Annotated in this window: 22 protein-coding genes; 12 read left to right on the top strand and 10 right to left on the bottom strand. The window is 64.4% G+C overall.

Features of this window, described 5'->3' with window-relative positions; translation table 11 throughout:
• The first annotated feature begins 12 nt into the window (after window positions 1-12).
• From WDO72_07485 to WDO72_07470, 4 genes are all read left to right on the top strand, one after another.
• Window positions 13-1215 carry an SAM-dependent methyltransferase gene (locus WDO72_07485; GenBank protein MEJ0085506.1) on the top strand — a complete coding sequence of 401 codons (1203 nt, stop codon included), beginning with the start codon at window positions 13-15 and terminating at the stop codon, window positions 1213-1215.
• A 167-nt stretch (window positions 1216-1382) separates the two neighbouring features.
• The gene (locus tag WDO72_07480; GenBank protein MEJ0085505.1) at window positions 1383-1865 is read left to right on the top strand and encodes a cytochrome P460 family protein; all 483 of its coding nucleotides are present in this window, start codon (window positions 1383-1385) and stop codon (window positions 1863-1865) included.
• 19 nt (window positions 1866-1884) lie between these two features.
• The gene (locus WDO72_07475) at window positions 1885-3000 is read left to right on the top strand and encodes a sensor histidine kinase (protein ID MEJ0085504.1); all 1116 of its coding nucleotides are present in this window, start codon (window positions 1885-1887) and stop codon (window positions 2998-3000) included.
• Window positions 2997-3752, top strand: a complete 756-nt coding sequence (locus tag WDO72_07470) for a LytTR family DNA-binding domain-containing protein (protein MEJ0085503.1) — start codon at window positions 2997-2999, stop codon at window positions 3750-3752. The genes WDO72_07475 and WDO72_07470 overlap by 4 nt, the downstream gene beginning before the upstream one ends.
• A 14-nt stretch (window positions 3753-3766) precedes the next feature.
• On the opposite strand, the gene WDO72_07465 is transcribed toward WDO72_07470, so the two are convergent.
• The 4 genes from WDO72_07465 to WDO72_07450 all read right to left on the bottom strand — a co-directional run bounded on the left by WDO72_07465 (window position 3767) and on the right by WDO72_07450 (window position 9384).
• On the bottom strand, window positions 3767-4033 hold the full coding sequence (locus WDO72_07465) for a helix-turn-helix transcriptional regulator (protein MEJ0085502.1): 267 nt from the start codon (window positions 4031-4033) through the stop codon (window positions 3767-3769).
• Between the two features lie 203 nt (window positions 4034-4236).
• The gene (locus WDO72_07460) at window positions 4237-5043 is read right to left on the bottom strand and encodes an undecaprenyl-diphosphate phosphatase (GenBank protein ID MEJ0085501.1); all 807 of its coding nucleotides are present in this window, start codon (window positions 5041-5043) and stop codon (window positions 4237-4239) included.
• Between the two features lie 55 nt (window positions 5044-5098).
• Window positions 5099-8128 (bottom strand): prolyl oligopeptidase family serine peptidase, encoded by a 3030-nt coding sequence (locus WDO72_07455; GenBank protein MEJ0085500.1) that lies wholly within the window; start codon window positions 8126-8128, stop codon window positions 5099-5101.
• Window positions 8129-8151: 23 nt separating this feature from the next.
• A complete protein-coding gene (locus tag WDO72_07450; GenBank protein ID MEJ0085499.1) occupies window positions 8152-9384 on the bottom strand; it encodes a multifunctional CCA addition/repair protein in 1233 nt (410 codons plus the stop codon).
• 7 nt (window positions 9385-9391) lie between these two features.
• Between WDO72_07450 and WDO72_07445 the strand changes: the two genes are divergently transcribed.
• Together WDO72_07445 and WDO72_07440 are read left to right on the top strand one after the other, a co-directional pair.
• On the top strand, window positions 9392-10441 hold the full coding sequence (locus WDO72_07445; protein ID MEJ0085498.1) for an aminopeptidase: 1050 nt from the start codon (window positions 9392-9394) through the stop codon (window positions 10439-10441).
• Window positions 10442-10503: 62 nt separating this feature from the next.
• A complete protein-coding gene (locus tag WDO72_07440; GenBank protein ID MEJ0085497.1) occupies window positions 10504-11229 on the top strand; it encodes a hypothetical protein in 726 nt (241 codons plus the stop codon).
• A gap of 27 nt (window positions 11230-11256) precedes the next feature.
• Here WDO72_07440 and WDO72_07435 read toward each other — a convergent pair whose 3' ends face one another.
• Complete coding sequence (locus tag WDO72_07435) at window positions 11257-12480, bottom strand: NAD(P)/FAD-dependent oxidoreductase (GenBank protein ID MEJ0085496.1); 1224 nt, start codon at window positions 12478-12480, stop codon at window positions 11257-11259.
• Between the two features lie 13 nt (window positions 12481-12493).
• On the bottom strand, window positions 12494-13891 hold the full coding sequence (locus tag WDO72_07430) for a DegQ family serine endoprotease (protein MEJ0085495.1): 1398 nt from the start codon (window positions 13889-13891) through the stop codon (window positions 12494-12496).
• A gap of 21 nt (window positions 13892-13912) precedes the next feature.
• On the opposite strand from WDO72_07430, the gene WDO72_07425 reads away from it, so the two are divergent.
• On the top strand, window positions 13913-14113 hold the full coding sequence (locus tag WDO72_07425; protein MEJ0085494.1) for a hypothetical protein: 201 nt from the start codon (window positions 13913-13915) through the stop codon (window positions 14111-14113).
• Between the two features lie 132 nt (window positions 14114-14245).
• On the opposite strand, the gene WDO72_07420 is transcribed toward WDO72_07425, so the two are convergent.
• Window positions 14246-14665, bottom strand: a complete 420-nt coding sequence (locus WDO72_07420) for an Hsp20/alpha crystallin family protein (GenBank protein MEJ0085493.1) — start codon at window positions 14663-14665, stop codon at window positions 14246-14248.
• A 588-nt stretch (window positions 14666-15253) separates the two neighbouring features.
• Between WDO72_07420 and WDO72_07415 the strand changes: the two genes are divergently transcribed.
• Together WDO72_07415 and WDO72_07410 are read left to right on the top strand one after the other, a co-directional pair.
• Entirely contained in the window at window positions 15254-18478 is a 3225-nt protein-coding gene (locus tag WDO72_07415; protein MEJ0085492.1) for an LAGLIDADG family homing endonuclease, read from the top strand.
• 14 nt (window positions 18479-18492) lie between these two features.
• Complete coding sequence (locus WDO72_07410; protein MEJ0085491.1) at window positions 18493-19251, top strand: NrdJb; 759 nt, start codon at window positions 18493-18495, stop codon at window positions 19249-19251.
• A gap of 137 nt (window positions 19252-19388) precedes the next feature.
• Here WDO72_07410 and WDO72_07405 read toward each other — a convergent pair whose 3' ends face one another.
• A complete protein-coding gene (locus tag WDO72_07405; protein MEJ0085490.1) occupies window positions 19389-20669 on the bottom strand; it encodes an ATP-binding protein in 1281 nt (426 codons plus the stop codon).
• Between the two features lie 249 nt (window positions 20670-20918).
• Here WDO72_07405 and WDO72_07400 point away from each other — a divergent pair, with 249 nt between their 5' ends.
• The 3 genes from WDO72_07400 (at window position 20919) to WDO72_07390 (ending at window position 22332) form a co-directional block, all read left to right on the top strand.
• Window positions 20919-21308, top strand: a complete 390-nt coding sequence (locus WDO72_07400) for a hypothetical protein (GenBank protein MEJ0085489.1) — start codon at window positions 20919-20921, stop codon at window positions 21306-21308.
• Window positions 21309-21322: 14 nt separating this feature from the next.
• Window positions 21323-21949, top strand: a complete 627-nt coding sequence (locus WDO72_07395) for a hypothetical protein (GenBank protein ID MEJ0085488.1) — start codon at window positions 21323-21325, stop codon at window positions 21947-21949.
• A gap of 161 nt (window positions 21950-22110) precedes the next feature.
• Window positions 22111-22332 carry a hypothetical protein gene (locus tag WDO72_07390; GenBank protein MEJ0085487.1) on the top strand — a complete coding sequence of 74 codons (222 nt, stop codon included), beginning with the start codon at window positions 22111-22113 and terminating at the stop codon, window positions 22330-22332.
• An 88-nt stretch (window positions 22333-22420) separates the two neighbouring features.
• On the opposite strand, the gene WDO72_07385 is transcribed toward WDO72_07390, so the two are convergent.
• Together WDO72_07385 and WDO72_07380 are read right to left on the bottom strand one after the other, a co-directional pair.
• The gene (locus WDO72_07385; GenBank protein ID MEJ0085486.1) at window positions 22421-23182 is read right to left on the bottom strand and encodes an ABC transporter permease; all 762 of its coding nucleotides are present in this window, start codon (window positions 23180-23182) and stop codon (window positions 22421-22423) included.
• A complete protein-coding gene (locus WDO72_07380; protein MEJ0085485.1) occupies window positions 23179-24102 on the bottom strand; it encodes an ABC transporter ATP-binding protein in 924 nt (307 codons plus the stop codon). The genes WDO72_07385 and WDO72_07380 overlap by 4 nt, the downstream gene beginning before the upstream one ends.
• Window positions 24103-24222 lie beyond the last annotated feature (120 nt).

Here is a 24222-nt window from a genome sequence, read left to right as displayed (position 1 = left end):
ACGATGCACTCTATGACTTCTGCCGCCTCCGTCACAACCTTGCCGCCGCTCGAGCCCGACGAGCAGGCCCATTCCGACCGCGTGGTGGCGCATATCCGCGCCTTCATCGCCGAACGCGGTGGCGTCATGGGTTTCGACGCGTTCATGCGCCTGGCGCTGTACGCGCCCGGGCTCGGCTACTACAGCGCTGGCGCCACGAAAATCGGTGACGCCGGCGATTTCGTCACCGCGCCGGAGGTTTCGAACCTGTTCTCGCGCTGCCTCGCGCGCCAGGCCGCGGACGTCCTGCGCGACATCGGCGGCGATGTGCTGGAGCTCGGCGCCGGCTCCGGACGCATGGCCGCGGACATCCTCACGGAGCTCGCGACGCTCGATGTCCTGCCGGACCGTTATCTCATTCTCGAGGTGAGCGCCGATCTCGCCGCGCGGCAACGCGAGCGGCTGTCGCAGCTGCCGGCGGAACTCTCGCGCCGCGTGCAGTGGTTAGACCGGTGGCCCGAGCCGCCGATCCGCGGCGTGGTGCTCGCCAACGAAGTGCTCGACGCGATGCCATTCGAACGATTCGTGCTGCGCGCGCAGCCGGGCGGCATCGGCGTGTTCGCGCTCGGGGTTGCCTTCGAAGGCGACCGGTTCGTCTGGCGCGAGACCTCCCCGACGCCCGAGCTCCTGCATGCCGTCGCGGACATCGTCGAGGCACTGCCCGCGCCGTTGCCCGATGGTTACGTGTCCGAAGTCTGCCTGTCGTTCCAGCCCTGGATCGCGAGCCTCGCGGCGCATCTCGAGGAAGGCGTAGCGCTGTTGATCGACTACGGTCTGCCGCGCGCGCAGCTCTATCATCCCGAGCGCATCACGGGGACGCTGCGCTGCCATTTCCGCCATCGCGCGCACGACGACCCGTTCGTCAACGTCGGGCTGCAGGACATCACCGCGTGGGTGGATTTCACGCGTATCGCCGAAGCGGCCGACAGCGCCGGCCTCGCAGTGCAGGGCTTCGCGACCCAGGCCGCGTTCCTGATCGGCGCCGGCATCGAGGCCGTGCTGACTGCCGACCTGCAGGCGGCCGGCGACGACATGAAGGCGCAAACGCGGCTCGCCGGCGAAGCGCGCCGGCTGCTGCTGCCCGGAGAGATGGGCGAAGTTTTCAAAGTGATCGCGCTGGCGCGGCAGTACGAATCCCCGCTCTCGGGCTTCGCCACGCAGACGCTCACGCTCTAGCAAACCCGGATCGTGCTGGTCCGCGGGCCAACTTCTGCCGGCCGTCCCGAAAACACGCACCGGTTCTGTAAATAGTTCCTCCCGCTCGTCACCAGTTCCGGCCAGCTGGTCAAACAACCTTTCCGCCAGGGCCGAGTTTGCGTTATTCCCTGTGCATGACAACGCGAATGTCCGGCCGGGCGATTGCGCTCGCCATTGCGGGCGTGCTGGCCGCCGTCGCGGTTGCACGAACGCCAGACAACGTCTACTTCCCGCAGGGCTACCGGGACTGGCAAGTCGTCAAGTTCAAGCTGATCGGCCCCGGCAACCCTAACTACGAAAGGCAGGGCGGCTTCCGGCATCATTTCGCCAACCCCACGGCGCTCGGGAGCTGGGGACACTTTCGCGACGGTTCGGTCATCGTGGACGAACGCGTCCTCGCCGCCCCCGACGAACACGGCGTGTGGCAGGCGGGCCTGCTCGGCCACGTCGCCGTGATGCGCAAGGACCGCAAACACTTCGCCGACACGGGTGGCTGGTATTTCAACGTCTTCAGCTCGAACGACACCGCCATCGGACTGACGCCCGCCCAGGCGAAGGCCGCCTGTTTCGATGCCTGTCACAAGGCGCAGGCAGCGCGTGACTTCGTATTCAGCGACCCGCGTCGCTGAGGGTTAAGCTCCCGGGCCTGTGAGAATTCCGCGCAAGATCAAGCCCTGGGCTTTCTACTTTCTCGGCTGGACGCTGGTCGGCGCCATCTACTTCGGCCAGAACGTCACGCGCCGTTTCTATTGGGAAGATCCGAATCCGTGGGCGGACCTGCGTTACTGGTTCGCCAACATCTACATCTCGGCCCTGCTGACGCCGTTGATCATCTTTGCCGGGCGCCGCTGGCCGCTCGAGCGGCAGAACCTGGCGCGCGTGCTCGCGCTGCATCTGCTGCTCAGCATCGCGTGGACTGTCTCGCGCCTCGGCCTCGAGGCCGCGTTTCATCTCGGCTGGAACGAGTTCTGGCCCATCGTGCCCGCGATCACGTTCCAGAGCGAGATCACGCTGCTGTTCATCTTCGGCTTTCACACCGGCATTCTCGCGTACTGGGTGGTGCTGAGCATCCAGTCGGCGATCCGCAACTACTCGCGTTTCCAGGAGCGCGCGCAGGAGGCGCTGCGACTGGATCTGCGCACTTCGCAGCTCGAGACCCAGGTCGCGCAGGCGCGGCTCGGCGCGCTCAAGGCGCAATTGCAGCCGCACTTCCTGTTCAACACGTTGAACGCCATCGTGGTGCTGGTACGGCAGCAGAAGGGCCAGCAGGCGGAGGAGACGCTGGCGCGTTTCAGCGACCTGCTGCGCGCGGTGCTCGCGGACATGGATGCGCAGGAGGTGACGCTGGCGCGCGAGCTCGAGTACCTGAAGCTCTATCTATCCATCGAGCAGGTGCGCTTCTCGGACCGGCTGCGCGTGGACATCGACGTCGATGCCGAACTGCTCGACGCCGCCGTACCCCACATGGGATTGCAGCCCATCGTCGAGAACGCGATCCGGCACGGCATCGGCCAACGCGCCACGCCGGGTGTCATCGAGATTCGCGCCGCGCGCGTGGGCGATGTGTTGCACCTGACCGTCCGCGATGACGGCCCGGGATTCAGCGCACCGGGCGCCGGGGGGTCGAGGCTGGGCCTCACAAACACGCGCGCGCGGCTCAAACAACTCTATGGCGATGGGTCGTCGCTCGACACCGCCAACGATGCGCGCGGTGGCGCGCTGGTGACGATGACCTTGCCGTTTCACTGCGCGGAACCGAAATGAACGTCCTGATCGTCGACGACGAGCCGCTGGCGCGCGAGGGTATCGCGCTGCTGCTGCGCGACGAGGCGTCGATCACCGGCATGGCGCAGGCCCGCAACGGCGCCGAAGCCGTCGCGATGATCCGCGCCGAGCGGCCGGATCTGCTGTTGCTCGACGTGCAGATGCCCGAGCTCGACGGCTTTGGTGTGCTCAAAGAGCTCGGCGCGGACGCGATTCCGCCGGTCATCTTCATCACCGCGCACGACAAGTACGCGATCCAGGCATTCGAGGTGAACGCCATCGACTATCTGCTGAAACCGGTGACGCGCGAGCGATTTTCGCAGGCACTGGGGCGCGTGCGCGAGCGGCTGCGCATCCAGGGAGCGGACAACCGCCACGTCGTTTCGCTGCTGCAGCAGCTATCGCTGCAGCCGAAGTACCTGGCGCGGATCGCGCTGCGCGCCGCCGGCAAGATTTCATTCGTGGGTATCGAGGACATCCTGTACGTGCAGGCGGCGGAGAACTACGTGCAGCTGCACCTCAAGGGCTCGCGCCACCTGTTGCACGTGCCGATCGCGACGCTCGAGGCATCGCTCGATCCGGCCATGTTCCTGCGCATCCACCGCTCGTTGATCGTGAACCTGCGGCATATCCAGCAGCTCGAGACGGGGCCGCACGGCGAATACATCGTGCTGCTGCACGGCGGGGCGCGCCTGCAGTCGAGCCGCAGCTGCCACGAGAAGATCAAGCAGTGGGCGGCGAACCCTTTCTAGCCGGGTAGTTTGCTTCAGGCGCTCATCGCGCTGGCGCCGTGCTGCGCGTTGTCGGCGGCCGCGACCGGCGGCTGGTCGACGAACACGAAGTCCGCCGGATTCACCTCGGCCCAGAACGACAGCGCGGCGAGGCCGTCGGCGTCGGGGCGTTTGTTCTGCGCCATGCGTGCGAGAGTGGATTTGCCGATGCCGATTTCGCGTGCGACCTGGCGCCACGACGCGGCGCGCTGCGTGCGCTTGGCATTGACCGCCTGGTAGAACTTCTCGAAGTCGAATTTCATGTGCCCGATCTTCGGGACGTACCGCCGCGCGGTGAAGGGAATTTTGACGAAGTGGAGATTTCCGGTGACGAACGCAAAAGGGGACATGCCTATTTAGGAGAAAGGAGCCAGACCGAATTATTGATGGAACGCGCCCGCAAATGGCAGGTTGTTCGTTCAATAGATAGATCTGTCCCCTTTTCCCTAAATAGGCATGTCCCCTTTTACCAGCGGACCACGCCGGTGTAGGCGGTGACCAGGATTAACACGCCGAAGGCGATGCGGTACCAGGCGAAGGATGCGAAGGAATAACGGCTCACGATCCGCAGCAGGAATTTGGTGGCGAGCAACGCGCTGACGAACGACACGACGCAGCTCACGGCCAGTGTCTCCACTTCCGCCGTCGCGAATTCGGCGCGCGCCTTCCAGATTTCGAGCGCGGTGGCGGCCAGCAGCACCGGCAGCGCGGCGAAGAACGAAAATTCGGCGGCGGTGCGGCGCGACAGGCCGCATAACAAGCCGCCGATGATGGTCGCACCCGAGCGGCTGGTGCCCGGAATGAGCGCCAGCGCCTGGAACAGGCCGAGCTTCACCGCGTCGAGCGCCGTCAGCTGGTCGACGTTCTGCACGCGTTCGGTATGCGTGCGTTTCTCGGCCCACAGGATGATGACGCCGCCGACCACCAGCGCGATGGCGACCGACACCGCGTTGAACAACACCGCCTTGATCTGATCCTCGAAAAGCAGGCCCAGCACCGCGAGTGGCACCGACACGATGAACAGATTGATCACGAAGCGGCGCGATACCGCGTCCTTGTGCAGCGTGAATGCCGTGTGCAGCAGCTTCTGGCGGAATTCCCAGCACACCGCGAGGATGGCGGCGCCCTGGATGATGATGAGCTGCCGGTCGACCGCCGCGCCCTCGAGACCTAACAAGGAGCGCGTGATGATCAGATGGCCGGTGCTCGAGATCGGCAGGAACTCGGTGATGCCTTCGACTAACCCCAGGATGATCGCTTCGAGCCAGGACATGTGCGTCTCTTCACTTGCGGGGCGCGCAGTTTACGGGATGTGCGGAATACCCGCCTCAAGAACCGCCGAGCCGCGTGGCGACGATCTCCTGGCCGTTGTAGTGATATTGCAGGCCGGTGACGGCGCCCGCGCCATCGCGCCGGAACGTCACCGGTGTGCCCAGGCCGAAGATGGCGAAATCGTCGCCGGTTTCGGCCTCGAGCGTGAAGGCGCGGCCGCCTTCGGGCGCGCTCGCGCTGATCGTGTCTCCCGCCCGCACGACGTTGATCAGCCCGCCACCGCCGATCTGCCCGGCGTCGATCTGGTAGCGTCCGGTGAGCGCGTCCAGCGCCGCGCCCGGTAGTTTGAAGCCGGGCGGCGGCGGCGCACGCAAGTGCGCGCGGGCGCGCAACACCGCATCGCCGGGCACCGTGAACGTATCGTCGCGGCGCCAATGGCGATCGAAGATTCCCGCCGCGATCCAGCCGCGGTCGGGCAAAAGTCCGGGCGACTGCGTGACGTGCCGGCCGTCGACGATGGTCCAGTCCCAGAAATTCATCGGGAAGCCGTTGAGCGCATGCCAGAACTGCTGCGGGTTCCAGTAACGCAGGCCGGCAGGTGAGGTCGCCTCGACCAGCAGCACGTAACGCTGCGAATTCTCCGGGTGCGGGTAGATCAGCTGCGCGACCGCATCGCGGGCCGCGAATTTGCGGCCGCCGATCGTGATCGCGGCCGGCGTGACGGCGATCGGCAGCTGCGGTGCGAGCCGCGCGCTCACCGCGTTCGCGGTCGCGCCGCCCAGCAGCAGCAGCGAGTAACGCCGCGCGACGTCGGGCGTGATCTCGGTATCGCGATACACGCGTGGTTTGACGTGTTGCCAGCGCTCCCACACGTCGACGAAGGCATCGGCCTTGGCGGCGAGCCCCGCATTCATGGCGGAGTCCTTCGAAGTCGTTCCGATCACGATGGCGAACGGTGTGTCGAAGAAGTAGCTGAGCCGGCCTTCGCGGGCGCGATTTTTGTCGCCCGCGCTGCCTTCGAAGCCCGGCGCCGTAGCGCCGTAGACGCCAGTCTTCGGCAGCGACGACAGAAAGCGGCGGCCATTCCACACGACATTGAGCTTGCCGCTGCCACGCTGCGTGAGCATTCCGGGTGGCGGGCTGAATACGATACTCGCCACGTTCTTCGTGTCGATCCGGATGGTCTCGCCGTCCACCACGCGGGCGCGGGCCTCGATCATCTCGAACGGGTTCTGCCACATCGACACCGTGAGCCAGTGCGCCGCGGCACCGGCCAGGTCGTACGAACGCAGCCGCACTTCGCGCGGCTCGGTCACGCGCCGGTGTTCGAGCAGCCAGTCGGCGATTTCGTCGCGGGCGCGCAGGTCTTCGTGCCCGCGGCCGGGAATCTCGCGGTAACGCACGTCATAACCCCAGCGCTGCAGCAGCTGCACGCCGTGTCGCGATTGTTCCACCGGCACCGCGTTGTCGCGATCTCCTTGCAGCACATACAGCGGAACATGGAGCAAGCCCTCGGCGCCGGCGAACGAGGAGTGCGCCTCGTGCAGGAAACGCTCCATCGGACGCGTCGCCTCGGGGTTCGTGTAGTTGTAGCCGTTGACGTTGATGCGGTAATCCCAGCCGCCAAACACCGGCGCGGCCGCGGCGAACACGCCGGGATGACGCGAGGCGATCAGCCAGGTGCCGTTGCCGCCCATGGATTCGCCCGTGAGATACACGCGCTCCGGGTCTATCTTGAAGCGCTGCGTGGCCGCGTCGAGGCAACGCAGCACGTCGGCTTCACCCATCCAGCGGTAATCGACGTTGCCCCGGCCCATGGGCTCGAGAACGATGAGGTCGTGGCGTTCGGCCACGCCGTTGTGGCGGTCGGCGATCGACCACCAGCGCACGTACGGCGGGTTCGCCGGGTTGTAGCCGTGCAGGAACAGCAGCGCGGGCAGCGGCTTGCCGGCCTCGAACGTGTCCGGTAGATAGGCGCGGCAGAACTGTGTCGAACCGTCGATCTCGTCGGTCCAGCCGAGCCGGACGAAACCGCTGTTGCGGGCGCCACCCACCTTTCCGGCGCGCTCGAGCGCGAGCTCCGCGAACTCCATCAGCGGGGAGTGCAGTTCGCGCCAGCCGCCGTCGCGACGATCGCGCGCCATCTCGGCCAGCATCTTCACCTGCTCGCTGGCGCCCGGGGCGGCAGCGGCCTCGAGAAGGCGCTGCGCGGCGGCCTGTGCATCGCCCTTGAACCAGGGCAGGTGAACGATGACGGTCTCGCCCAGCGCGTTCTGGCTGCGCACACGGATTTCGTACGGCCCTTCCGGCCATGGCGTCGCATCGAATGTCGCTGCCGCAGCGCGACCGGCCCGCTGCGTGCCGAGCACGCGACCGCCCGGCGCAATCGCCTCGTATTCGATCGTGGGTTGGCTCGCGTTCGACGTCGTGCCCGGAAACACCTGCAGCGCGCCGCCGACTTCCATCAGGTACGGCGCCATGCCGGTTGCCGATTCGCTCACGAAACCCGGTTCGACCACGCGCAGGGTCAGCGGCACCGGCCGATCGAGCCTTTCGACGCGTAGCAGGACGAGGTTGGTGCCCTGATTGAAGGGCGCCTCATAAGTCGCGCCGTCGATGACGAACGCGGGCGAGCTCTGTGTGCCGCCTATCCACCGCCCGTTGACCCACACGCCGAGCACGTTTCCGCCGATCAGCAGCCGGGCATTGCCGGCATTGGCGCGCTCGATGCTGGCCAGCGCGATGCCGGCTTCGCCATCCTTCATGCCCGCGGCGCTGAAGCCATCGAGGATGTCGCCGTACGAACCCTGCGCGCGCCAGCTGGCGGCGCTGCCGTCGGAGAAGTTTTGCGCGGTGCCGCGTGTTGGTAAACCGATCTGAGTGGCCGCGCCCGGCTTCGCGATTTCATCCGCCTGCGCGGCCCGCACCGGGCCTAGCAACAGCCATTGCCGCACATAGCGGCCTTCGTCGCCGAGCCACAGGTCGCGGGACGCGGCGGCGGCGGTATTGGAAGCGGGCGCGGGTTGTTGGGCGCCGGCGCACAGCGCGAAGCCGAGCAGGAGAAACCAGCCTGACATCTTCATCATCGAGCCCCCTCGATCGACCGGGTTCAGGTCTTTGGTATGGCCGCCTTCAATTCTTCGATGGCCGCGATGCGCATCTTGCGCAGCTGCTGGCCGATCTGCTCGCCCGTCAGGCCGCGCCGTTCGTCCGCGGACATCGCAACGGCCGCCGCCGCCGCCTGCGCCTGCGCGAAATAGGCGCGTTGCGGGTAGGGCTGCTCTTCCAGACCGCTGCGGCCGCGTTTGTCCGCTTCGCAGGCCAGCAGGAAATCGGCGAACCGTTCCGGGCGCCGCAACGCATCGCAGCTTTCCAGCGTACTCAACACCGTCGCCGCGCGCAGCTCGAACGCGCGATGCACGTGGGTGTGGAAACGCGCGGTCATGACACCCAGTTCGCGCAGGTGGTTAGGCACGCGCAGGCGCGCGCACAACTGTTCGACCAGCGCCACGCCGGTTTCCTCGTGGCCGTGATGCGAGGGCAACATTTCGGCGGGCGTCACGCCCTTGCCGAGATCGTGCATGAGCACCGCGAAACGCGCGGCGCCGCCGCCGCCGAGCTTCACCGCCGCACGCAACGCGAGCAATTGGTGAACGCCGGTATCGATCTCGGGATGCCATTTCTCGGGCTGCGGGACACCGAACAATGCGTCGATCTCCGGGTAGACGACCTGCAACGCGCCGCAGTCGCGCAACACGCCGATGAATACGTCGGGCCGCGGCTCGCCGAGAGCCTTTTCCGTTTCCGTCCACACGCGTTCGGCCACCAGCGCGTTGGCTTCGCCATCGGCGACCATCTTGCGCATCAGCGCCAATGTTTCATCGGCGACCCGAAAACCCAGCGGCGCGTAACGCGCGGCGAACCGCGCCACGCGCAGGATGCGTACCGGGTCTTCGACGAACGCCTCGGACACGTGCCGCAGCAGCCGCGCGTCGAGATCCTGCCGGCCGCCATAGGGGTCGACGATATTGCCCGCGTCATCCTCGGCCATCGCATTGATGGTCAGGTCGCGGCGGCGCAGGTCGTCCTCGAGTTTCACGTCGGGTGAGAATTCGGTGGTGAAGCCGCGATATCCGGGAGCCACCTTGCGCTCGAGCCGCGCCAGCGCGTGTTCTTCCTTGGTTTTTGGATGCAGGAAGACGGGGAAGTCGCGGCCCACCGGAAGGTAGCCCGCGCGTTCCAGTTCGGCCGGAGTGGCGCCCACGACGACCCAGTCGCGTTCGGACACTGCACGCCCGAGCAACCGGTCCCGGACCGCGCCGCCCACCAAGTACACTTGCATGCCACGCATGTTAACCAAAGTCAGACCGGCGCTTCTGGTCGCCGCAAGCCTCGTCTTCCAGGGCTGCGGGGCGCTGTACGTCGCCCAGGCGGCCAAGGGTCAGCTGCAGATCCTCACGGCGCGCAAACCGATAACACGCGTCATCGCCGACCCGCACGCTCCGGCCGATCTCAAGGCCCGGCTGGAATCGGTGCGGGCCGCGCGCGAGTTCGCCGCGCGCGAGCTCGGGCTGCCTAACAACAAGAGCTACACCACGTACGCGGACCTCGAACGCGAGTACGTCGTCTGGAGCGTGGTCGCGACGCCGGAGTTCTCGGTCCAGCCCAAGGAGTGGTGTTTCCCGGTGGTCGGCTGCGTGGCCTATCGCGGTTACTTTCACGAGGCCAGCGCCGAAAAGTTCGCCGCCCGCCTGCGCGACGAAGGATTCGACACGATGATCGGCGGCGTGCCCGCGTATTCCACGCTCGGCAAGTTCAACGACCCTATCCTCAACACGATGATGAGCTACGGCGACGACGAGCTCGCCTCGATCATGTTCCATGAGTTGTCGCACCAGCTGGTCTACATACCGGATGACACCTCGTTCAACGAGGCGTTTGCCGTCGCGGTGGAGCGCGAGGGGTTGGCACGCTGGCTGAAATTCCGCGGCCGCGAAGCGGACCTCGACAAGTACCAGAAGCGGCGCGTGCGGCAGGCGGAGGCCATGCACATCGTGGCGCGGTATCGCACGCAGCTGGAGGCGCTGTATCACACGCCGCTCGAGCCGGTTGCGATGCGCGCGCACAAGGCGGAGATTTTCGCGGCGCTGGTGCGCGAACTGAAAGCCCTCGATGCGCGTTACGGCACGCAATCGGGCCTGGCCGCCGAGCTCGAAGGCAAGCCTAACAACGCGCGCCTCGCCTCACTCGCGACGTATTACGACTGCGTGCCGGGTTTCGAACGGATGATCGCGCAGAACGGCCACGACCTGCCGCGCTTCTATGCGGCGGCGCGCGAACTCGCCAAGCTGCCGCGCGACCAGCGGCGCGCACAGGTGTGCGCCAGCGAGGCGCAATGATTATGTTGCGTCAATAAATTGGCATGCAGCCGCGCGCGAAGCGCGTGGCATGATCGCCGCGCTTGCCCACGCTCAACAAACCGAAGCCGTTTCTCGATGCGTCGCGCCGCGACTGGCAGTTCGACACGTTCGCGTGGCTGCTGCGCAGCAGCGGCGGCTTTCCGAAGTTCATCGAGACCACGCTGGTGCTGCCCACCGAGGATCATTTTCCCGATCGCGGCATGAGCGGGCACGCGGGTGTCAGTGCCTTGTTCCGCCGCGTGCGCGATCACGCCGGCATGTCCGAGTGGCCGTGCGCGGTGGAGCCGCAGACAGAAAAGCCGCGCACCAACACGGGCAACACCGATCGCATCCCGATCATCACCTACCGGCCCGATACGCTCGAGCCGATGTCGCTGGTGGCAACGTTCTCGCGCGAGCTGGCACATTTTCTGGTCGACACCTTCGAAGAACCGGTGCCCGGCGGCGATGCATTGCTCGAGCCGGCCGTGGACATCGCGGCGGTGTTCATGGGCTTCGGCCTGTTCATGGCGAACTCGGCCGTACACACGTCCGACTTCCATCTGAACGAGGGTGAGCTGGTGCATGCGCTGGCGATGTTCTGCCTGCTGCGCAAGGTGCCACCGGAGTCCATCCACCGGCACCTGAATCCGCACCTGCGCAAATACCTGCGGCTCGCGGCGCGTGATCTCGTGCAATACGAGTTTCAATTCCAGCGGCTGCGCAAGGTGTTGTCCACCTCGATGGAAGAGATCGCGGACCGGACCCTGCCGACGCGCGTCCTGTAAAGAGCGAACGGGCCCGGCGCGCCGCGGCTATCTACTCCGGCAGATCTCCGCCAGCGCGCGCAGCCGCCGGCCCGATTGCGGCCCGGTGTACGGGTTGTCGCGGTCCCAGGCATAACCGGCCAGGACTGCGCAGATCATGCGGCGGATGTTGGGCGTCTGGCGCGGATAGAAGATGACGTCCTGCAGGCTGCCGTCGTACCAGCCCGCGACGAAATTGCGAAAGGTCTCGACGCCGTAGTTGAGCTCGTCGGCGAACTCGCGTTCCCAGTCGACGCTTTCGCCCTTGAGCTGCCTCTCGAGCACGCCGGCCGCGAGGATCGCGGACTTCATCGCGATCGTGACGCCCGAGGAGAAGATCGGGTCGAGGAATTCGGCGGCATTGCCCAGCAGCGCGAAATGTTTGCCGTGCAGCCGGGTCACGGTGGCGGCGTAGCCGATCAGCTCGCCGACCGGCCGCACGGTCTTCGCCTTCGACAGCAAGTCGAGCAGCCGCGGCTCCTGGCCCAGCGCCTGCCAGAACTGCTCTTCGAGCGTTCCGTTGCGCGCCTTGTGGTGCTCGATCGACGAGACGATGCCCACCGACGCGTTGCCATCCGAAAAAGGAATCAGCCAGGACCAGATCTCGTGGTTGTCCGGATGGATGCCCGCACGGATCTTCTGGCGATCGAAGGCGCCGGCGACGGTGTTGTCCTTCACATGGCAGAAGATCGCGGCGCGCGACGGGAATGCCGATGGCCGATGCAGGTCGAGTAGTTTGGGCAGCGTGCGGCCGAAGCCGGAGGCATCGAGCACGAACCGCGGTTCGTGGATGTCAACGCTGCCGTCGGCGGCGCGGCTGGTCACCCGCGGCTTCTCGCCGCTGAAATCGACGGCCGTGATCTCGACCTCGAAACGGATCTCGGCGCCGGCTTTCAACGCCTCGCGCGCCAGCGTGTCGTCGAAATCCGCGCGCTGCACCTGGAACGTGAATCCCAGCCCGGCGCTCGACTTGTCGGCGAAATTGAATTCCGAGGTGCGGCCGTCGCGATCGAACACCGCGCCGTTCTTGTACTGGAAACTTCTGACCTGCACGGCTTCGAGCAGGCCGGTCTCGCTGAGCATCTGCGCGCTGTAGGCGAGCAGGCTTTCACCGATGGAAAAGCGCGGGAATAGTTGGCGCTCGAGCACCAGCACCTTGAAGCCGCGCCGTGCGAGCAGCGCCGATACCATGGAGCCGGCGGGGCCGGCGCCGATTACGAGTACGTCGAGCATCGGGTACGCCGACTCAGGGCGAGCGCAGCGGCACCAGGATGAGCGTGGGCCCGCGCTGAATGGTGAGCACGAGCGTGCCGCCGCGCTTGGCGACTTCGCGCAGCTCCTTGACGTTCGCGATGGTCCGTCCATTGACGCCCACGATCCGGTCGCCGGTTCGAAGCTTGGCGAGGTCCGCTGCGCTGCGCGGTTCCACGGTCCGCAGCGCGACGCCGCCGTCCGGGGCATCCGTAAGTGTGGCGCCCACCAGGCTCGGGTGAATCAGGTTGGTATCGGTGGCGGTACCCGCGCCGGATTTGCCGGCCACGGCCGGTGGGGTGGCCGGCAGATCGTTGATGACCGCGACGATGTGCTGCGGCTTGCGATCGCGAATGATGGCGACGTCCAGCTTGTCGCCGACGCGCGAGAGGCCGATTGCGTTGCGCAGCTCGCTGTTCGACTTGATCGTCTGACCGTTGATGCTGGTGATGACGTCGCCCGGCTTGATACCGGCCTTGTCGGCCGCGGAGCCGTCAGTCACCTGCGACACCAGCACGCCCTGGGTGTTGGGAATGTTCAGCGACTTCGCCATGTCGGGCGTCAGCGAATAGATGTTCACGCCTAACAACCCGCGCTTCACCGAACCGAACTTGATCAGCTGGTCCATGATGCTGTGGGCCATGTTCACCGGGATCGCGAAGCCGATGCCGATGTTGCCGCCCGAGCGCGACAGGATGGCACTGTTGATGCCGACCAATTCGCCGCGCAGGTTCACCAACGCGCCACCCGAGTTGCCCGGATTGATCGACGCGTCGGTCTGGATGAAATCTTCGTAGCCGTCTGGGTTGATACCGCTGCGGCCGAGGCCGCTGACGATGCCGGAGGTCACCGTGTGCTGCAGGCCGAACGGATTGCCGATGGCGACCACGAAGTCGCCGACCTCGAGTTTGGTGGAGTCGCCCAGCGCGACCTGGACCAGCGTGTCGGACGGCACTTTGAGCACCGCGACGTCCGAGGGCACGTCACTGCCGACCACGGTGGCGGTCAGATCCCGCCCGTCTTGCAGGGTTACGGTGATTTCAGTCGCGTTATCAACGACATGCGCGTTTGTAACGATATACCCGTTTTTTGCATCAAAGATGACGCCGGAACCTGCGCTCTGGAACTGGCGCTCGCGGGGGCCCATGTCCGGTATGTCGAAGAAGCGGCGGAAGAAGGGGTCCTCGAGGAGCGGATTCTGCGGCGAGCGTTCGCGGATGGTGCCGCGGGTGGCGATGTTCACGACGGCCGGCGAGACGCGCTTGATCATGGGCGCGAGCGTCGGCACCGGGGCGTCACCTACTGCCTGGGGCAATGCCGCGTGGCCGGCGAGAGTGAGCATGGCGGCGACGGCGGCCAGCGCGAGCGAGAAGGTGTTTGGACGAATGAACATGACGAAGAGGATACTCAAACGATGATCAAGTTTCTCTTGTGGTGCCTGCTGCTGGTTGTCTGCTGGCCGGTCGCGATCCTGGCGTTGTTGTTGTGGCCACTGGTGTGGCTCATCGCGCTGCCATTCCGCCTGCTCGGCATCGCCGTGGATGGGGTGTTCGGGCTGCTGCGCGCGATCATCACTTTCCCGGCACGTGTGCTGGGTGGCGGCCAGCCCCGCTAGGCGATCGGCGGATCGCGAACTGCCGCGCGCAAACAGGCGCAAACAAAAAGAGCCGGACCCTTTCAGGTCCGGCCCCTTTCCATCGAGGCGTTGATTGAGTGGGAGCGGGCCGTGGCGGCCGGCCCCGCGCGATTACGCCGCGAGGACCTCGATGCGGCGCGGCTCGGCCTTCGCCACTTTCGGGATCGCGAGCGTGAGGACGCCGTCCTTGAACTGCGCGGTGATCTGATCCGTCGCGACGTTCTCCGGCAGCGTGAAGGTACGCACGAACTTGCCACTCACGCGCTCGACGCGCGAATAGTGGCCGTCGACTTCCTTCTTCTCGATGCTGCGCTCGCCGCGCAGGGTGAGAACACCTTTCTCCGCCGTCACGTTGATATCCGCGGGCGCAACGCCCGGCAGGTCGGCGCGAACGACGAAACGTCCGCCTTCCTCATGGATATCGACCGCCGGCGTCCAGGACGCGTCGCGGGCTGCGGTTTCGAAAGTTTGATCGAGCTCCCGATGCAACCGGTTCAACAGCGCCCAGGGCTCGTAACGCACAACAGTCATGGCTCAACTCCTTATTCGATACGGTAGAAAAATTTTCGCTAACTACCGGGGACTTCCGGTGTGTCGCGTGGCACCATTTCTGGTCCCGGTAAATCTCGTATCAAGTGGCTTGAAATCACGTTGTTTGGAACGATTTCGCGGCGCCGTTTTCTGGGGCTTCCGGGCGCGTTTTCCAACAAGCTGTGGACGAGTTGTGCGTAAACGGTGGGCAGGGGGTGGACACAAAATCTTGTGTCGGGCCCGAATCCTGCATCTGTCAAAAAACCGCTTGTTGACACGCGATTTCTGCGGCACAAAATGTCATAACTCATTGTTAATACAATGGAATAGCGAACCCCAATTATGACAGCGATGTTTCTTGACGTGCCGTTTTCACGTCTCTACTCTTCCGACCCCAACACAAGATGTTGTGTCGCGACATCTTGATGGTTGGGGAGCCGGGGAGAGGAAATGGTGGCTGTCTGACAGCGGTCACCCCACAAGAAGACGCGCTAAACCTCCAAGAACTGGGGGTATGGGTCTTTTCTTTCTCCGGTTCGGGCGTTTCAGGCAAAAACATCCGGAACATCGGGGGACAGGTACCCATCCATGAATAGCGTGGTCAAGCTCGAACACAAAGACGTCGATGCCATTCCTTTCCAGGAAGCGTCGCTCGACATCTGGGACAAGAAATACCGCTTGTCCGCCAAAGATGGCACTCCCGTCGACAAGACCATGGACGACACGTACAAACGCGTCGCGCGTGCGTTGGCGGACGTCGAACTCGAGCCCGTGCGCGAGCTGTGGAACGAACGTTTCCTGTGGGCGCTGCGCCGTGGCGCCATCCCCGCGGGCCGCGTCACCTCGAATGCCGGCGCGCTCGAACACAAGCCCGCCACCTCCACCATCAATTGCACGGTGTCCGGAATCATCGGCGATTCGATGGACGACATCCTGAACAAGGTCCACGAGGCCGGCCTCACGCTCAAGGCGGGTTGCGGCATCGGTTACGAATTCTCGACGCTGCGTCCGCGCGGCGCCTACGTATCGGGCGCCGGTGCGTATACGTCCGGTCCGCTGTCGTTCATGGATATCTACGACAAGATGTGTTTCACCGTGTCGTCGGCTGGCGGCCGCCGCGGCGCGCAGATGGGCACGTTCGACGTGGGCCATCCCGACGCGATGGAATTCATCCGCGCGAAGCGTGAGGCCGGGCGTCTGCGCCAGTTCAACCTGTCACTGCTGATCACCGACGAATTCATGGCCGCGGTGCGCGCTGACAAGGACTGGAACCTCGCCTTCCCGCTGCTCACCAAGGAATACGATCCGGCCGAGCACCAGCTCGACGACGTCACCAAGTTCGTCTGGCGCGAATGGCCCACGAGCAAGAACTACGTCACGCGTGAAGACGGCCTGGTGTGCTGCAAGATCTACAAGACGCTGCCGGCCCGCCGCATGTGGGACGTCATCATGACCTCGACGTACGATTTCGCCGAGCCCGGCTTCATCCTCATCGACCGCGTCAATGAGATGAACAACAACTGGTGGTGCGAGAACATCCGCGCCACCAACCCATGCGTTACCGCGGATACCTGGGTGCAGACCGGCGACGGTCCGCGCCAGGTGGCAGAATTGATCGGCACCCAGTTCAGTGCGCGCGTCGACGGCGTCGATCACGCCAGCAGCCCGGAAGGCTTCTTCCGCACGGGGCTCAAGCCGCTGGTGAATCTCACGACCAGCGAAGGTTATTCGCTGCGCCTCACGGCCGATCACAAGGTGCGCCGCATCTCGACGCTGACGCGCTGGCGCATGGCCACCGAGTGGTGCGCAGCGGGCGACCTCGCCACGGGCGACAAAGTGCTGCTGCAGGATCATCGCAAGGCCCCTTCATGGGCCGGCGCCGCCGGTTCGAAAGACATGGGGCGCAACGAAGGTTATTTGATGGGCCTCTTGGTCGGTGACGGCACCGTCAACGAATCCGGCGCGCAGCTGTCGGTGTGGGCACGCCCCGCGGTCGGCAACAGCGACGTGGGCGTGGGCGGTCCGAACTCCGTCATGGCCGCGGCGCTCGATGCCGCGCGCCGCTGCGACACCACGGGAGACGGCGCCGGCTGGCATGAAGTCGGCCGCCGCGGCGAATTCCGCCTCGGCATGGGCGCCTTGACCGACCTCGCGCGCGACTTTGGCCTGCGCCCCGGCCGTCAGACCGTGACGCCAGCGATCGAGCGTGGCTCGAGCGAGTTCTATCGCGGCTTCCTGCGCGGGCTGTTCGATACCGACGGCAGCGTGCAGGGCACGCAGATGAAGGGCGTGTCGATCCGCCTCGCGCAGTCGGACGTCAGTATGCTCGAGGGCGTGCAGCGCATGTTGCTGCGTCTCGGCATCGCATCGACTATCTACCGCAATCGCGCGCAGCCGGGTCTGGTGGTCACGGGCGAAAACGTGGCGCGTTTCTCGGAGGCCATCGGCTTCAACGACACGGTCAAGCGCGCGCGCCTCGCTGGCCTTTTGGGCAGCTACAAACGCACGCTCAATCGCGAACGTTTCGTCGCCACGGTCGAGAGCGTGCGCACCGATGGCAACGAGGACGTGTACGACGTGCAGATCCCCGGCATCAACGAGTTCGACGCCAACGGCCTGCATGCGCACAACTGCGGCGAGCAGCCGCTGCCGCCGTATGGCTCGTGCCTGCTGGGTTCGGTCAACCTCACGCGTTTCGTGAAGAACGCCTTCACGGATTTCGCCGAGTTCGACTGGAACGAGTACCGCGAAGTCGTGAAGGTGTTCACGCGCATGCTCGACAACGTCTGCGAGATCAACGGCCTGCCGCTCGAGCAGCAGCGCAACGAGATCATGCGCAAACGTCGCCATGGCATGGGTTTCCTCGGCCTTGGCAGCACCATCACCTGCCTCGGCATGAAGTACGGCGCCGAGGATTCCATCAAGTTCACCGAAGACGTCTCGCGCGAGATGGCGGTGGCCGGCTGGGAAGCGGCGCTCGAGCTCGCGAAAGAGAAGGGTCCCGCGCCCATCATGAAGGAAGAGTTCACCGTCACCGCCGAGATGCTGCGCAAGCGCCCGGAGATGAAAAAGGACGGTTGGAAGATCGGCGACCTGATCCCGGGCCGCATCCTGCATGCGCGTTACAGCCGCTACATGCAGCGCGTCGCCGAGACATCGCCGTGGCTGGTGGACCAGCTGTCGAATGTCGGCGCGCGGTTTACGCACCACAGCTCGATCGCCCCCACCGGCACGATCTCGCTGTCGCTGGCGAACAATGCGTCGAACGGCATCGAGCCGTCGTTCGCGCATCACTACTTCCGCAACGTCATCCGGCCCGGCAAGAAGAGCAAGGAGAAAGTCGATGTCTTCTCATTCGAGCTTCTCGCCTATCGCGAGCTCATCAATCCGCGTGCGATGCCGAATTCAACGATCCCGGCCGAACAGCTGCCTGAGTATTTCACGACGGCAGATGACATCACGCCTCGAGAACATGTCGACATCCAGGCGGCGGCGCAGAAATGGGTCGACAGCTCCATTTCCAAGACTGCGAACGTGCCTACGGATTACAAATACGAGAGCTTCAAAGACATCTATCTGTACGCCCATGAGAAGGATCTGAAGGGCTGCACCACCTTCCGCTTCAATCCGGAAGCGTTCCAGGGCGTGCTCGTGAAGGAAGAAGATCTCAAGAACACCACCTACGTGTTCACGCTCGAGGACGGCTCGGAAGTTTCCGTCAAGGGCGATGAAGAGATCGAATACGACGGCGAGAAACATTCCGCCGCGAATCTGTATGACGCCTTGAAGGAAGGCTACTACGGGAAGTTTTGAGACAGGACCAAACCATGTCAGCCATCAAGATCGACAAGAAGATCGCGAAGTATCGCGTGCTCAAGCCCGAGGACAAGGCCGCCGAAAGCGCCGTCCCGGTCGTAGCCGCGCCGGTCGCGCCCGTGAAGTTCGAGCCCGCGGTGGAGATGACGCACGATCGCCAGGGCCGTTCGTCCAAGGTCGTCCGCATGACCGAGGAAGTGCAGCGCCCCGAGATGCTGGTGGGCTCTACCTACAAGATCAAGACGCCGGTCTCCGATCACGCGATGTACGTGACCATCAACGACATCATCCTGAACGAGGACACGCCGTACGAGCAGCGGCGCCCGTTCGAGGTGTTCATCAATTCGAAGAACCTGGATCACTTCCAGTGGATCGTGGCGCTCACGCGCATCATCTCCGCCGTGTTCCGCAAGGGCGGCGACGTCACGTTCCTGGTCGATGAGTTGAAAGCCGTTTTCGATCCGCGAGGGGGATACTGGCAGGCGGGCGGCAAGTTCATGCCGTCGATCATCGCCGAGCTGGGCTACGTCATCGAAAAACACCTGCAGACGATCGGTCTGCTCAAGAAGGTGGAGCTCGACGACAACGAGAAGAAGCTGATTGCCGAGAAAAAAGCAGAATTCGTGGAACGCACCAAGCAGACCGACGCTTTCGCCAAGTCGCATTTTCCGGATGGCGCGCAGTTGTGCGCCAAGTGCAGCACCGCCGCCGTCGTCATGATGGACGGCTGCATGACCTGCCTGAACTGCGGCGACTCGAAGTGCGGCTGAGCTGAGTAGCGAGGCGGAAGTACACAAATACGCGTGTCATCGGTGGGTTCCCCGCCCGCCTCCCGGCTCCTGCGGGACATTTGATACGCGCTTCTTCAAGGCAGTCGAGAGACTGCCTTGTTTTTCACGCTCGTCCCTCAGGCCGCGGCAGTTTCGCTGGCCTTCGCCACCAGCGGCAGGCGGATATAAAACGTCGTGCCCTTGCCCGGCACCGTCTCGAAACGCAGCGAACCTTCGTGCGCCTTCATGACGCCACGGGCAATAGATAGCCCCTGACCCGTGCCTCGGCCGACTTCCTTGGTCGTGAAGAACGGTTCGAAGATCCGCTTCTGGATCGCCTCGGGAATGCCGCCGCCGGTGTCGCTGATGCTGATGACCGCGTGGGTGTCATCCGCATAGGTGCGGACGGTGATCACGCCCTTGTTGTTGGTGCCCTTTACCGAGTCGCCGATGGCGTGCGACGCATTCACGACGAGATTCAAGATCACCTGGTTGATCTGCCCGCCGTGGCAGGTAATGAGCGGCAAATCGCCGAATTCGGTTTCGAGCTCGGCGACGTATTTGTATTCGCTGCGCGCGATCACCAGCGTGCTGTTGACGGCGCGGTTCAAATCCACCTGACTCATCTCGCGCTGATCGACGTGCGAGAACTCCTTCATCGAGCGCACGATCTCGGCGATGCGGCCCAGGCCGTCCGCCACGCGATCGAGCGCGGGGGGCAATTCCTGTTTCAGATCCTCGATGTTTTCATCGGGCTCGGGAGGGGCGGGCAGGGCGCTCTGCAATTTGTGATTGTGGACCATGAGGTCCTGCATCGCCTCACGGATGAAGAACACGCTGTCGTTGAGATACTGGATAGGCGTGTTGATTTCATGCGCGACGCCGGCCGCGAGCCGGCCGATGGATTCGAGCCGTTCGCCCGATGCCATGCGTTGCTCGGCGCGTTTGCGTTCGGTGATGTCGAAGCCGAGGCCGATGATGCCGATGACCATCCCGTTCTCGTCGCGCAGCGGAACCTTCGAGGTGACGACGATGCGTTCCTCGCCGGTCGCCTTGTCGAGCCCGGGTTCTTCCAGCTCCAGGATCGCCGTGCCCGACTTGATCAAGGCCTGCTCGTCGTTGAAAAACTTTTCCGCGAGCTCCGGCGGCCAGAAATCGAAATCAGTCTTGCCCAGCGCCTCTGCGGAGGTGGTGCCCATGTGGCGGGCGAGATGTGCGTTGATGGCGATGAAGCGGCTATGGACGTCCTTGGCATAGATGAACGCCGGGATCAGGTCGATCATCGTGCGCAACAGCGTGCGCTCATGGGACAGCGCGGTCGCGAGGTCATGCCGCGCCGAGCGGGCCGCTTCGAGCTCTGCGCTCAGACGAAAGCGGGTATGGCCGCCCTCGCTTTCAATGTCCGGATTCTCAGGCATCGCGCTCACTCCCTCTCCAACGCGTAGGTATCGGCTCACGCGGGTTTTACTGCAGAGCCGTCCCGCGGAGTGGGACCGTCGTCACGCTGGTGGATGATCCTGAGCCGGTGGACGACACGCCTAGGGGTAAAAAAGGCGGGCTTTCGGGGGTGTGGGTCTTACGCGGGTGGTCGTCGCGTCCTGCAGGTTTGCACTAGCGAAATGCGCACAATTCCGCCTACCTACCAACCGGATACGACTGGAGCAATCATGAAACTGGGTGCAATTTCCGCCGCGATCGCGGCTTCGTTCATGCTGGCGGCGCTGGCGTTCGCCGATGCGGCGCCGACGGCTAACAAGTGGCGCATCGAACTCGATGGTCAGGCGCTCAAGACCGGTGACATCCAGTTCCGGGTCACGCCTCGCCAGGGCGAGTCGACCGACATCACCGTCAACATCCGCAGCGGCCAGGCCGAGAACAACGTCGCCAGGGACGTGCGTGATGCGTTCGCCGCGAAATTGAGCCCCGAGCGTTACAGCGTGGAAGTCGACGACGGCGAAGACATCCTGATCAAGAAGAAGGACGGCCAGCCGGACTTCGCGCTCGAACTGCTCGAGTCGAATGTGCAGAACGTCAGCATCAAGATCGAGGGCGAATAGAGGAGCAGACGAGCATGAAAAGCATATCGGTCCTCTTGGCCTGGCTTGCGTTGGCCACGGGCGCCGCCGTTGCCGCCAACAATCCGCCGTTGTCGGGCCGCTGGAACATCGCTCCGACGGGTAGTGCGGCATCGACCGGCGAGTTGTTGTTTCGCATGACGCCGGCAGACGGTGAGGATCCGGTGGAAATAACCGTGTCCGTGAGTTCCGGCACCAACGACATCGGTGTGGCCCGGGATATCCGCCAGGCGCTCAGCACCCAACTCGCGCGGGATCGATTCAACGTGCAACTTGGCGAAGGCGCGAATGTGCTGGTGACGGATCCGGGCGGCAAGCCTAACTTCTCGCTCGAGCTGCTGGATTCGGATGTCGAGAACCTGCGCGTCGTGGTTCAAAGCATCGACGCGGCGGCGTCCCCCACAGTTCCGGAGCAGGCGGTGCCCGCCGCTCCGCCACAGACGGCTCCCGCGCCGAATACCGCGCCGGGAAACGCCGTGCCGCCGACTGCGCCGTCGCCTGGGAATGCGGGTCAGCCAGCCGCTCCGCCACCGGCGAACGCACCGCCCGTGCCGCAGGGCGCGCCGGCGCCAAACCCGGTGCCGGGCGGTGCGCCTCCCAGCGCGCCCCCGCCATCGAACTGACCTGATTTGCGCTGGCGAAGACCTGCCTGGTGCCATGTAAGACTCGTCCTTCTTTCACACAGCGTTCGCGACGATGGATGGGCGTGTCTGCGTACGGCAAGCTTCAAACCAGTCGGTGCCGGCCTACATCTGGGTCGGAGCTGTAAACGGAAGGGAAAGACATGAGTTCGACCAAGATCATCGCTCTCGTATTGATCGTCGCCGGCGTGCTGGGCCTGGCATACGGCAAGTTCACGTACACCAAGGAAACGCATGACGCGAAGGTTGGCCCCATCGAACTTTCGGTGAAGGACAAGGAAACCGTGAATATCCCGATGTGGGCCGGAATCGGCGCCATCGTGGTCGGCGCCGGGCTGTTGCTGGCCGGCGGCCGCAAGATCTGATTCAACCGCGCGGGGAGTTGGTGTCAGGTGGGACTTGCGGGAATTGGCGGCTGCCGCTAGTTCCCGCAAGTCCCACCTGACACCAACCTCAGTTCTTGAGCTTGTAGCCCGTGCGGAACATCCAGTGGATCACGGCCAGGCACAGGACCATGAATCCCAGGGTCATGCCGACGCTCAGGCCGACGTTCACGTCGGAGACGCCGTAGAAGCTCCAGCGGAACCCGTTGACCAGATAGACCACGGGATTGAACAGCGTGATCTTCTGCCACACGGGCGGCAGCATCGAGATGGAATAGAAGCTGCCGCCGAGAAAGGTGAGCGGCGTGACGACCATCATCGGCACGATCTGGATCTTCTCCCAGCTGTCCGCCCAGACGCCGATCAGGAAGCCGAGCAGCGAGAACGTCACCGACGTCAGCACCAGGAAGGAGATCATCCAGAAGGGATGCAGTATCTCGAAAGGCACGAACAGGCGCGCGGTGATGAGGATGATGGTGCCCAGGATCACCGACTTGGTCGCCGCGGCGCCGACATAACCTAACAAGGTTTCGGCGATCGAGACCGGCGCCGACAACAGCTCGTAGATCGTGCCGGCGAATTTCGGCATGTAGATGCCGAACGACGCATTCGAGACGCTCTCCATGAGCACGGTCAGCATGATGAGTCCGGGCACGATATATGCGCCGTAGCTGACTCCATCGATGCTCATCATGCGTGAACCGATCGCCGACCCGAACACGACGAAATACAGCGACGTGCTGATCACCGGCGTGGCGATGCTCTGGAACAGCGTGCGCCAGGTGCGCGACAGCTCGAACTTGTAGATCGCGCGGACCGCGTGCAGGTTCATGGGCGTGCCCTCACGAGGTTCACGAAGATGTCCTCGAGCGAGCTCTCCGCCGTGTGCAGATCCTTGAATTCGATGCCTTGCTCGTTCAACTTGCGCAGCAGCCCGGCAATGCCGGTTTCGCTCGCCTGGGTATCGAAGCTGTAGACGAGTTCGGTGCCGTCCTTCGCGAGCTCGAGCGGCAAACCCGCGAGCGCGGCGGGAATGGCCGTGAGTGCCGTCTGCAATTGCAGCGTGAGCTGCTTCTTGCCGAGCTTGCGCATGAGGGCCGACTTCTCCTCGACCACCACCAGCTCGCCCTTGCTGATGACGCCGATGCGGTCGGCCATCTCCTCGGCTTCTTCGATGTAGTGCGTGGTAAGGATGATCGTGACGCCGTTGTCGCGCAGCGCGCGCACCATCTGCCACATGTCGCGGCGCAGTTCGACGTCGACGCCCGCGGAGGGTTCGTCGAGGAACAGGATATTGGGTTCGTGCGACAGCGCCTTGCCGATCATGACGCGCCGTTTCATGCCACCAGACAACGTCATGATCTTCGAATCCTTCTTGTCCCACAGCGAAAGATCGCGCAGGACTTTTTCGAGCACCGCGGGACTTTTCGGCTTGCCGAACAGACCCCGCGAGAACGCCAGCGTATTCCACACCGTCTCGAACATGTCGGTGGTGAGTTCCTGCGGCACGAGCCCGATCTTGGCTCGGGCCGCGCGGAAATCCCGCACGATGTCGTGGCCGTCGGCGACCACCGTGCCGGTGGACGCGGTGACTATTCCGCAGATGATGTTGATCAGCGTGGTCTTGCCGGCGCCGTTCGGGCCGAGCAGCGCGAAGATCTCGCCGCGGCGGATCTCGAGATCGACATTCTTGAGGGCGTGAAAACCCGACGCGTAGGTCTTTGACAGACCCGAAACTGTGAGCACGGACATACCCGTACGTTATCGGTACGGCGAGTGCTTCTCAATGACCCAATGTGGGTAGCGAGACGACGATAGATGATTCCAGGTTAAGCCTTGCTTGCCTGAAACGGACGGGATTCAATGCGGCGG

Source organism: Pseudomonadota bacterium (assembly GCA_037200975.1).
Classification (GTDB): Bacteria; Pseudomonadota; Gammaproteobacteria; order Steroidobacterales; family Steroidobacteraceae; genus CADEED01.
Note: the sequence above shows the minus strand (reverse complement) of the source record. Positions and strands in the feature narration are given on the sequence as shown.